Here is a 10,467-nt window from a genome sequence, read left to right as displayed (position 1 = left end):
CATCCCGATGTTGCCGGTGATGCAGGTAGGGCGCGTCCGTCCCGGCGCGCCGCCGGAGCATGATGTTTTGCATCCCGTGGGCGGCGGGCTGGGACAGGCCCGCCCTACCAACAACATCGGGATACACCGCGCCCCTGGCAGCGCAAACACAGAGGCAGGCGCGATGGTAGGCCGCGTGCCCTCACGCGGCACACGGTCGCGGATTCAAGCTCAGGATGAAAGATCCGGGCAAGGCGCGGCAACCTCAGTCCGCCTGACCTGGCGTGGAATCAGGTTGAGCCCACCTGGCGGTCGATGAGGCGGAGGTCGGAAGAATCGTTTCTCTCGAGATGCGCACGAGATCGACGCGAATCGATGGCCGTTTCGAGGGTAAAGATTGGGTTCTTGGACAACCCAAGCTCTCCCGACCCACCGCAAAATAGAAGCGGCCCGGAGAACCCGGGCCGCGATCTTGAAAACGTTGAAAGCGAATCCTAACCCGCACCTACGGGAAATTGGGACCCACCGTGGTCATGCGAGACCACCATTTCACATCGTTCAGGGAGTCGGCGGCCGGGACATTCAAACCCGTGTTCCCCCGCCTTCCGAACGTCTTGATCTTGCTGCCCTTCCACTGATGAATCTCGGAGTGACCATCGGCAAACGAGAAGCCTGCGGCCCCATTGTGATAAGACGCGGGGAAATCAATGATGTTCCCGCCTTTGGCGTCTGGAAGAACGATCTGAACGGCGCAAGCCGCGTCGTTGATGCTTTCCGGGTGCTCATCCACCAGCACCCAGGTCTGAGTCGGAATGACGATGTGATCAATGCGCCCGTAAGTCCGATAGGGCGGGGAAGGCAGCCAGCCGCCGAAATCGAAAACCTGGCTCATCGATTGGCTTCGCACACGGGGCAGCTTCTTCCCACCTTCAATGCGCGTCGTGTTGTCCGAAGGACATTTCCACACCTCGCGGCTGTTTCCCATGTATTTCATGAGAGGACTCTTATCGATGGTGTTCGTCGGATTATCACTGGCACTGCCCGCGACCAGCAAGGCGCGCTTCGCGGCATCCGGACCGCCATCCAACGACTTGACGAGCAGTCCGTCGTTGTCATCGGCATAGAGACGCCACGCGAGCATCATCTGCTTGCCGTTGTTCATGCACTTGATGCCCTGCGACTTGGATTTCGCTTTGCTGAGGGCGGGCAGCAACATGCCCGCCAGGATCGCGATAATGGCGATCACGACAAGCAGCTCAATCAACGTGAAACCACGACGGGCTCGAAATGGAATGGAAGAAATGTTGGTCATAATAAGGGGGCTTGGAGCTAATGTGCGTATAGCCAGCGCTTCGCCCGCCGTCAAGCTTTGAAGGCCAACCGATCGACAAGGCAGTGCATCCACGGGTTGTCGGTGATGCGCGCGCAGCGCCAGGCGCGGCGTCCACGCCGCTTCAAGGCGTGTCTTCGAAGGGCGTAGCGGCTTCAACGGGCAAGGGCGCCGCCAGGGGTGGGCCATGGAGCGGGAGGAGACCGCCGCGACCGATGGACGCGAGCGGATGCGCCGTGAACGGCGCGCCCCGACAACTTGCGGATGCACCGTCGGCAAGGGCCGGAAGAGGCGTGGTCGCGATTCAGCCCGACAAACGACAAGTTCGTATCAGCGAGGCGCCACTCCACCGAAGCTCATTTTGTTGTCCACAGCCACGCGCCTGGCCTCACGGTCAAGGTGATCCGGAATCTGAACTTGGGTTTTGATCCTCATGGCAAATCGCCATGATGGCGATTGAGAGTCAAAGCTGGAGTTCTCCGGCTGACCTCCCGCTCGGCGAGCCACTGACGCCCGCCCCGGGCCAAATCTCTTATAGCGTGTTTGGAAATTCGGCGGGGTCCTGTTTTCGCGGAAAAGGCCCGATGGGGAGGCGCGAGGAGGAAGCATGGCCGCCAACGCCCTGTGACCGACGAGCAACGAAGCCAGCGGGCCTTTTCCGCGAAAACCACTCGGGCGGAGGATCTTTTGCCGGCGGCCTGCGTTGGCTCGGCCGTTACAGCCCGCTTTGGGGATGCTCCGGCCTCGTCGCCTTGGCCGCCGCCAAAATCTCTCGCCGCAGGACCCCGCCCAATTTCCAAACAGGCTCTTAACCCCGTTACGGCCTAAACAGCGCGTGATTTCTCCTCCCGCCAGCTTCCATAAACGCAATCAGGTCAAGGATCTCCTCTTTGCTCAGTGTGTTGAGCAAACCCTCCGGCATGGGGCTGAGCCTGGAGAATCCCTTCGATTTCACTTCGGACTTCTTCACGGTCACCGATTCGCCCGGTTTCAAAGGATTGGGAACCAGGACCAGCGTGTCCGCCGTTTCATCCATGAGGCGTCCGGTGACGTCATCCCCATTCTTGAGCTCCACCGTGGTGTTCTGAAATTGCTCAGAGACGACTTTGTGGGGGTCGATCATGCTCTCGAGCAGGTCCAATCGCTTGAATCGGGTATTGACCGAAGTGAGATCGGGACCGACCCCTCCCCCTTCGACGCCGAAGCGGTGGCAGGCGAGGCACTGGGCATCCACGAAAGATTGCCTGCCCCTCTCAAAATTGCGGCCTTTGCCGAGGGTTTCCAGGTCCCCCACCAGCTCAGCCATCGTCCACTCCTTCACGAAGGCTCGGGTCTTGGGTGCCGGGAAGGAGTCCTCTTGCCGGCGGGAATTTGGACCCGAACTCGGTGCCGTGAGACTTGCCAACTGCGGCGCGAGTTCGGTCCGCTCCGCCTCGGACATGTTGGAGTTCGCCTCCTTCAGGAAATTCTTCCGGAAGTTGTTGAAGCTCGCGCCATCGCCGTAAGGACGCCCGGCCTCCGCGAACCAGCGTATGATTTCGGGGGGATGCGCCATCCCTTTGAGGTCCTTGCTGAAATAGCCCAGGTATTCCCGGCGCTGATCCAGGGTCCAGTGCTTGGCCACGCGTAGGTGAAAGAGAAAATGTATCAGATCTTCCTGGGTCGAGGCGGTGGCCATCAAGGAAAGCGATTTGCCCACGACGTCGGGAGCGCCCAAGGCGATGAGGACCTGCGACAATTCGCGATTCACCAGCCCGCTGCGGTTCGGAAAACTCGCGCCCAACTTCTCGATTGCGAGTTTCACCGTGACGGGAGAAGGCAAACCATGGCGGGCGATGGAAACTTGCAGCACCCGCAACTTATCGAGTTGCTGGCGTTCCGACAAACTCGACAAAGGCCATTGGCCGAGAGCCAGCCAACCTTCGTCCTGGGCGGATTTCCCACCCAACCGCGCCAGGGCGAGCAACGCCGACAGTCCGACCTCCGCCGATTTCTCCTCCAAAGCGCGCTTCTGCCACTGCGTCACAGGTTGCGCCTCCAGCGCGATTCGCGCCGCGTAACGCAGGGTGCGATCGGGGTTGCCCAAGTGCGGCCAGATGAAATCCAAGGCCCGCGGATCGGGCTTGCCATGGTAAGCCTCCAGGCTTCGGCGAAGAGCCCGCGCTTCCTTTCCCTCGCGACTCGGAGTCCAGGCAGGCGTGATGGATTCGGGCCCGTGATACGTCACGCGGTAAAGTCCCGAAGCCGTGCCGCGTCCGCCAATGGTGAAATACATGGCGCCATCGTCCCCGATGATCAGATCCGTCACATTGAGCGGCGGAGTGGCCGCGCCCGGGGTGACCAGTCCGGCGGGAGCCACGAAATTCTCCCAGGTACCTTTGTAGCCTGCGCCATCGGGAGTGAGATGCACGGCCATGAGGCGTCCATAGGTCCAATCCATGGCGTAAATCGCCCGTTGATAGCGGGCGGGGAACTTCGCGCCTTTTCCGTTGCCGACGCCCGTCGGACAACCGATGCCGATATCGACCACCGAACCCAGGCTATCGGCGTAGTAATCCGGCCACTTTCCAGTGCCGTAACGCCATCCAAACTCCGCCCCGGAAACCGCGTGGTTGACGCGCGTGGCGCGGTACCAGGGCATGCCCCAGTCCCATTCCATGTCGGCGTCGAACACGAAGAGTTCGTCATCGGGATTGAAGGCGAAATCGTATTGATTGCGAAATCCCCCGCAAAAGAAGCTCCACTGCTTGCCGTCGGGGCTCACCCGGCAGATATAGCCGCCCGGCGCCATCACGCCCGTGGCATGTCCATTTCCATCAGGCTGACGGGGCAGCACGTGGTCTTCCTGGTAATGGCGGTAAGGGGAATCGGGATCGAGTCCGGCAGGCGGACGCGTGTGGTTGCCCGCCATGACCCAAAGCTGCCCGTCGGGTCCCAGTTCAACCGCATGGGGCCCATGCTCACCGCCTCCAGGCAAGGCTTTGATCAACTCGATGCGACCCCAGCGATCCGATCCATCATCTGTAATCCGATAGAGTCCTGATTCGAACTTCGTGGAATACTTGTTGACCACCACCCAAAGCGCGTCGTTGGCAAAGACCATGCCCTGGGCATCGTAGAGGGGTTGGGCGATGAACTCGCGTTTCGCGACCCGGCCCTGCCCGTCGAGCGTCACCCGCAACAGTCCAGCCTCGGTGTTCTGCTGGCGATATTGCGGACTGAGGATGAGGCGGCCCTTGTGATCCTTGCAAAGATTCACCCAGGAACCGTCCTCGGGCTCGCCGTTCAGGATGAGCTCGAGCTTGAAGTCCTTAAGCACGTAGAGGGAGTCGACCGGAGTGGCCAGGCGTTTGGGTTCAGGGGTCGGGGGGCTCGCCGCGGCAGGCGCCCCGGCGGAAGCGAAGACATGGCCCCACGGGTCCATGCCCATTTTGCCCAGGACTTGGGCGACCGTCCAGGAAGCGTCGTCGAAGGACGATTGGTTCCAGCCAGGAACTTCGCGGTCTTCGGCTTTCCATGTTTTGTCCGTGAGGATGTGAGCGGTGCCAAGCGAGGTGCGCACACTGAGCTTGAGGGCGAGTCCCGCCATGCTTCCATCGCCATTAGAGCCTCGCACCGCGATGACATTGCGTCCCGCCTTCAGCGTGGACTTCACCTCGGCGTGATGCGCCTTTTGCCATTCCGACGCGGAAAGAACCTTTTGACCATTGATGAAAACGTCGAGCGCATCGTCCGCGGTGGCGATCAACTGGGCCGCGGAGGGCACCTCGTCCAGGGGAAAGGATGTGCGAAAGAACCGGGTTTCGGCGGCATCCGACTTCTTGTGCCAGATCCACTCGGGCGATTGAGCTTGTAGGGAGAGGGCCGTGAAAACGGCCGCGAGCAAGAGGAGGAACTGCGTGTGCATTGGAGTTTCTCGATCAAAGCAAATCGAGGCGGTGTTTGGGAAGGCGGAAGAATGAGCAGGCTTTCGCCTCGACGCTCGGGAAAGGGGGGATCAGACTCCGGGGATATGGCGAATCTCGGCGAAACAGCGAATGGAACGCGGCACAAAATCAATTTGCGCCGTCCGGATGTCATGCACGAGGTGCAAGCCCAAGTCGTCGCGCATTATCGGAGCGAAATTGTCGAGAAATTGCGCGACCATGGCGGCGTCATCACCATCGACGGGCTGACCATCAAACTCGCCAAGGAATTCGGCTTTTGCTATGGCGTCGAACGCGCCATCGACATGGCGTATGCGGCCCGCCGCGTTTTCCCCCCGCCGACCCGCATCTTCTTGCTGGGGGAAATCATTCATAACCCGGAAGTGAACGACCAGATTCGCAACCTGGGCATCGTGAGCATCTCACCGCGGCCTCCCGAGGAGGAACTGGCCAAGATCGCCGCGGAGGACGTGGTGATCATTCCCGCCTTCGGCACGGAGGTGGATACACGCCGCAAACTCACCGAGCGCGGATGCATCATGGTCGATACCACGTGCGGCGACGTGATGAGCGTCTGGAAACGGGTTCGCCAGTACTCCCGCGAGTCGGTGACCAGCATCATCCACGGCAAAGCCAAGCACGAGGAAACCAAAGCCACCACCAGCCAGGCTACGGCCGAAGGCACCGGACACTACCTGGTCGTCTACAATTTGGAGGAAACGGACTACGTTTGCGACTACATCGTCCGTGGCGGTGACAAAGCAGCCTTCCTCGAGAAATTCAAGGGCGCTTATTCCGTGGGATTCGATCCGGAAAAGCACCTGCAAGCCGTGGGGGTCGCCAATCAGACCACGATGCTGCGGGGAGAAACGGAGGAAGTACAGCGACGATTCCGGGCCGCCATGGAAAAACGGCATGGACCTGAAAACATCGGGCAGCACTTCCGCTTCTTCGACACCATTTGCGGCGCCACTCAGGACCGTCAGGACGCTCTCCAGCGACTTCTGACCGAACCCATGAATCTCTTGCTCGTCGTCGGCGGCTACAACAGCAGCAACACCAGCCACCTCGCCGAGATGGGAGAAAAAAAACTGCCCACCTTCTTCATCAAGAACGCCGCCAAAATGGAGTCCAACCGCCTCATCCGGCACTGGAACCAGCACATCAGCCAGGAAGTGGAGACTTCGGACTGGCTGCCCTCCGGCGCCATCACCGTGGGCATCACCGCCGGGGCCAGTTGCCCCAACAACTTGATCGAGGACACCATCCGAAGACTGTTGGAATTGAGGGGGCTTTCCGTAGACCGAATTCTGGGCCATTGAGGCGGATCCCGGGAGGTTCATGCCCTGCACCCGACAGGAACTCGAGGAACGCGAGGCGCGCATCCTCGCACCTTACGCTCAGCTGAGCTCGGCCACGCGGGGGCGCGCTCACGAAGAGAAGCCGCCGGACTGGCGGACGCACTACCAGCGCGACCGGGATCGCGTGATTCATTCGAAAGCCTTCCGCCGGCTAGAGTACAAGACTCAAGTTTTCCTCAATGGCAGCGGTGATCACTTGCGCACGCGGCTGACCCACACCATGGAGGTCGCGGCCATCGCCCGCAATATCTCCCGCGCCCTGAGATTGAACGAGGACCTGACCGAGACCATCGCGCTGGCGCATGATTTGGGTCATTCTCCTTTCGGGCACAAGGGGGAGTCGGTCTTGAACAAGCTCATGAAGGAGCACGGAGGGTTCGAACACAACCGTCAGAGCCTGCGTGTGGTCGAGGAACTCGAGCAGAAATACCCCGGGTTCCCGGGCCTGAACTTGAGCTGGGAAGTCCTGGAGGGACTCGCCAAGCACCACACGAGCTACGACAAGCCCACGCGAAACAAAGGATTTCGGATGCGTTGCTCGTCCCTGGAGGCGCAGGTGGCCAACCTGGCGGACGAAATCACCTACTACAGCCACGATTTGGACGACGGCCTCGAGTCGCAGCTCTTGGACGAAAAGCGGCTGCGGCGGGAAGTGCGCCTCTGGCGGGAAGGGGCGCGCGAAGTCGAAAAGAAGCACGGAAAACTGGCCGATGAATGCCGCCGATACTTCATCATCCGCTGCCTCATCGATGGACAAGTGCGGGACGTGGTGGAAACCACGGAACTCCAGATTCGCGAATCGGGGGTGGCATCAGCGGATGACGTTCGGCGCCAGCCGAAACCGCTGGTGCAGTACAGTCCTCGGCGGCGCGAGTTGAATCGCGAGCTCCGGGATTTCCTTTACCAGCAACTCTACTACAACCCGGTCGTGCATGAACCGAACATCCGGGCTATCCGGCTGCTGGAACAATTGTTCGTCCATTACTTGCATCATCCCGAAAAAATCGGCGAACAATCGCGCCGCCGATCCCGGCGGGTGGGCGTGCATCGGGCCGTGTGCGATTACATCGCGGGCATGACCGATCGATACGTGTTGCTGGAGTACCAGCGGTTGTTCGGCGTCCATGGCATGAATCCCGTCCAGCCTGCGCGCGGCTAGGCTCTAGCCGCCCTGACGGGAGCAAATCACCAAGGGTGATCATGCCCCGGACTGGCACCGTCCGCCCGGCCCTTGATTCAGGTCCGTGACCTGGAGGGGCGGGTCAGGGTTTTCATCCCGCTTCAAGGCCCGCAACATCCGGTCCCATGCGTGGCCGGCGATGCCCTCATTGAGCGTGCGTTCTCACCAACTCGGAGAACACTCCATGCGCCTCGATGAGCGTGTCCCAACTGCCCTGCTCAATCACGCGGCCCGACTCCAGGACGACGATGTGATCGGCGTTGCGAATGGTGGAAAGCCGGTAAGCGATGACGAGCACCGTGCGCTGGGACGTGGCCGCTTCCAATGCCATCTGCACCTCGCGCTCCGAAAGTGGATCCAGGGCCGACGTGGCTTCGTCCAAAATGAGCAGCTCGGGTTCGCGAATCAAAGCGCGCGCCAGAGCGAGCCGCTGGCGCTGTCCTCCGGACAGGTTGGCGCCTCGTTCCCCCACCACCGTCTGCAATCCCTCGGGAAATCCGGCCACCACGTCCTCAAGCTTGGTGAGCTTGACCACCGCGTGCAGCGCCTTCTCCGAGGCGTTCTCCAAACCGAACGCGATGTTGCGAGCCAGCGTGTCGTGAAAAAGAAAGGCCTCCTGCTCCACCGCCGCCACCCGGCGATGCCAGGACTCCGAAGTGAACTCCCAATAATCCATCTCGTCGGCCAGAATCCGCCCGGCTTGAGGCGCGCGAAAACGGAGCAGCAACGAGGCCAGCGTCGATTTGCCCGAGCCGGATCGCCCCACGAGCGCCACGGTCTTTCCCGCGGGGATCTCGAAGCTGACTTCCTCCAGGGCGCGCTTGCCGTCCGGATAAACGTAACTCAGTTTCTCCAGCCTTGATCCCTGCCGGAGGCCCGTGAATTCCTTCTCCCCGAAAGGACGGCGGGGAAAGACGGGGGTGTCCAGCCAATCTTTTACTTTGCGCACTCCGCCAGCCATGAACAACACGTGTCCTTGATAGGCGTAAATCTGATTGATCAAGGGCAGGAAACGCAGGAGCACAAATCCGAACGCCAGGAGATAACTGGGCAGCATCAAGCCGGGCTTGACCAGAAAGACATAGGCGCAGCCGACGATGGACATGGCCCCGGTAACCGCGATGATTTCAGCGAGCGGTGCCAGCAGGGCATGGCTGCGCGCCGCGGATTCCTCGACCTCGGCCTTGAGATTCAGCAGCAGCTTGAAGTGATCCACAAATCGCTGCCGTGAGTGCGTGGCGCGGATGAGGCGGACTCCGGCGAAGGATTCCTGCGCGGTGGAAGCCACGTCCTGATTGATCCCTGTGATGTCCGAGCCGCCCCGCCGAAGTCGGCGGTGCAGGAAACTCAAACACACCCCTACTCCCAAGGCCAGGACCGTGGTCAGGAGGGGCAGTTGCCAGGAAATCAGGCAAAGCGCCCCCAGATAAAACATGGCCATGGCCAGGCGCTGGCTGAGGAAAAGAACGGATTCCACGAATCGCAATGTTCGTTCCGATTCCGTGATCAAAGTGTTGGTCAGCTCACCCGCTTTGTGGTTGTCCAAAACCGAAAGATCCGCGGCGTGGATCTTCTCGAACAAGGCTTGCCGCAGGTTCACCGAAATCCGCCGTTGCAATCTCGCGCCGAGGCATTGACTCAGGAACAACACGACGTTCTTGGCGCCAATGGCCATGACGATGGCCACGCAAAAGGCGATGACATAGAATCCGCTGCTTTTCCCAGGCAACGCGCTTTGCATCCAGACGATGGGACGCATCGGGGCGGCGTCCTCGCCGCCGAGCAACAAGGACAACAACGGCACCAGCAATCCGACCCCCAAACTCTCCATCCCGACCGCCGACAACGAACTCGCCACCATGGCCGCGAGCAACCACCTCCCTCCCCGCAGGTGAGGTCGCAGCTCCACGAGCAAACGTCCCAGCCCCAAAACAAACTGAATCCTCCCTCTCATGGGTTCATCGGGGTTCCGACCGAAGCCGTTCGATTTGGGCCCGCAGCACCGCGCTCACTCCAGGCCAATCGTATTGCGATCGGTAGGCTGCGGCGGCTATGCCGCCCAATTCCCCCCGGCGTCGCGCGTCGCGCAGCAGCTCGGAAAGCAGACGGACATAGGCCGCGACATCAGCCGCCGGGGTCGCGGCGAAAAAATCCGCCTTCCGTAACGAAGGCCCGGTGCTGGATCCCAGCGTGGTCGCCACACAACAACCGTGGGCGAAACCCGCCATGGCGCTGCAGCGCCTTTCCGATAATCCGTCGAGAAAGGGAAGGGCGAGAACGTCGCAGGCCGACAGCGCCCTGGATGCCGTCGGCTCATCCACGAACCCCAAGGCCATGCCCGTTGGCTCTTCCCGCAGGAAGTCCGCACGGGCCGCCTGGCCGAACGAGACAAGGCGAGCATCCAATCCGCCGGCGCGAGGGCGGACCCAGCGACCCGAACACTCCCAGGACGAGGCACGTCTCGGGCCAGCCCAGAGTGGCCCTCCACGCGGCCCTGTGTCCCGGAGCCAGGAGCTCATTTGAAATGTTCGATGGCGAAGGACAGAAAAAGAACGAGTCTGGGGATGAACTTTTCGATCTCTCCGCCAAAAGCCAGGTCTCCGTGGACAGGCCCAGCGCATCCGCCACCCGCCGGATCTCGTGCCATTGACGCCGCTGCTGCCGAACGTACCACCAACGATGCGGAATCCA

General features: G+C 61.2%; 7 protein-coding genes. 3 read left to right on the top strand and 4 right to left on the bottom strand.

Annotation, left to right across the window (positions count from 1 at the left end):
- The first annotated feature begins 7 nt into the window (after positions 1 to 7).
- A complete protein-coding gene (locus tag FJ404_13825; protein ID MBM3823939.1) occupies positions 8 to 298 on the top strand; it encodes a hypothetical protein in 291 nt (96 codons plus the stop codon).
- 186 nt (positions 299 to 484) lie between these two features.
- Here FJ404_13825 and FJ404_13820 read toward each other — a convergent pair whose 3' ends face one another.
- On the bottom strand, positions 485 to 1,291 hold the full coding sequence (locus tag FJ404_13820; GenBank protein ID MBM3823938.1) for a type II secretion system protein: 807 nt from the start codon (positions 1,289 to 1,291) through the stop codon (positions 485 to 487).
- An 835-nt stretch (positions 1,292 to 2,126) separates the two neighbouring features.
- Positions 2,127 to 5,216: a c-type cytochrome gene (locus FJ404_13815; GenBank protein MBM3823937.1), complete on the bottom strand. Its 3,090-nt coding sequence runs from the start codon at positions 5,214 to 5,216 to the stop codon at positions 2,127 to 2,129.
- A gap of 105 nt (positions 5,217 to 5,321) precedes the next feature.
- On the opposite strand from FJ404_13815, the gene FJ404_13810 reads away from it, so the two are divergent.
- Positions 5,322 to 6,557: a 4-hydroxy-3-methylbut-2-enyl diphosphate reductase gene (locus tag FJ404_13810; GenBank protein MBM3823936.1), complete on the top strand. Its 1,236-nt coding sequence runs from the start codon at positions 5,322 to 5,324 to the stop codon at positions 6,555 to 6,557.
- A gap of 19 nt (positions 6,558 to 6,576) precedes the next feature.
- Complete coding sequence (locus tag FJ404_13805) at positions 6,577 to 7,755, top strand: deoxyguanosinetriphosphate triphosphohydrolase (protein ID MBM3823935.1); 1,179 nt, start codon at positions 6,577 to 6,579, stop codon at positions 7,753 to 7,755.
- Positions 7,756 to 7,921: 166 nt separating this feature from the next.
- On the opposite strand, the gene FJ404_13800 is transcribed toward FJ404_13805, so the two are convergent.
- Both FJ404_13800 and FJ404_13795 read right to left on the bottom strand, forming a co-directional pair.
- Positions 7,922 to 9,730, bottom strand: coding sequence for an ABC transporter ATP-binding protein (locus tag FJ404_13800; protein ID MBM3823934.1), 1,809 nt, complete (start codon positions 9,728 to 9,730; stop codon positions 7,922 to 7,924).
- A gap of 4 nt (positions 9,731 to 9,734) precedes the next feature.
- Complete coding sequence (locus tag FJ404_13795; protein MBM3823933.1) at positions 9,735 to 10,295, bottom strand: glycosyltransferase; 561 nt, start codon at positions 10,293 to 10,295, stop codon at positions 9,735 to 9,737.
- Positions 10,296 to 10,467 lie beyond the last annotated feature (172 nt).

The organism is Verrucomicrobiota bacterium, from assembly GCA_016871495.1.
Taxonomy (GTDB): domain Bacteria; phylum Verrucomicrobiota; class Verrucomicrobiia; order Limisphaerales; family VHDF01; genus VHDF01.
Note: the sequence above shows the minus strand (reverse complement) of the source record. Positions and strands in the feature narration are given on the sequence as shown.

Excerpts from the sequence above, each read along its gene's own strand:
- FJ404_13825 (MBM3823939.1), top strand. The coding sequence starts at position 8 with ATGTTGCCGGTGATGCAGGTAGGGCGCGTCCGTCCCGGCGCGCCGCCG.
- FJ404_13820 (MBM3823938.1), bottom strand. The coding sequence starts at position 1,291 with ATGACCAACATTTCTTCCATTCCATTTCGAGCCCGTCGTGGTTTCACG.
- FJ404_13800 (MBM3823934.1), bottom strand. The coding sequence starts at position 9,730 with ATGAGAGGGAGGATTCAGTTTGTTTTGGGGCTGGGACGTTTGCTCGTG.
- FJ404_13810 (MBM3823936.1), top strand. The coding sequence starts at position 5,322 with ATGGCGAATCTCGGCGAAACAGCGAATGGAACGCGGCACAAAATCAAT.
- FJ404_13815 (MBM3823937.1), bottom strand. The coding sequence starts at position 5,216 with ATGCACACGCAGTTCCTCCTCTTGCTCGCGGCCGTTTTCACGGCCCTC.
- FJ404_13805 (MBM3823935.1), top strand. The coding sequence starts at position 6,577 with ATGCCCTGCACCCGACAGGAACTCGAGGAACGCGAGGCGCGCATCCTC.
- FJ404_13795 (MBM3823933.1), bottom strand. The coding sequence starts at position 10,295 with ATGAGCTCCTGGCTCCGGGACACAGGGCCGCGTGGAGGGCCACTCTGG.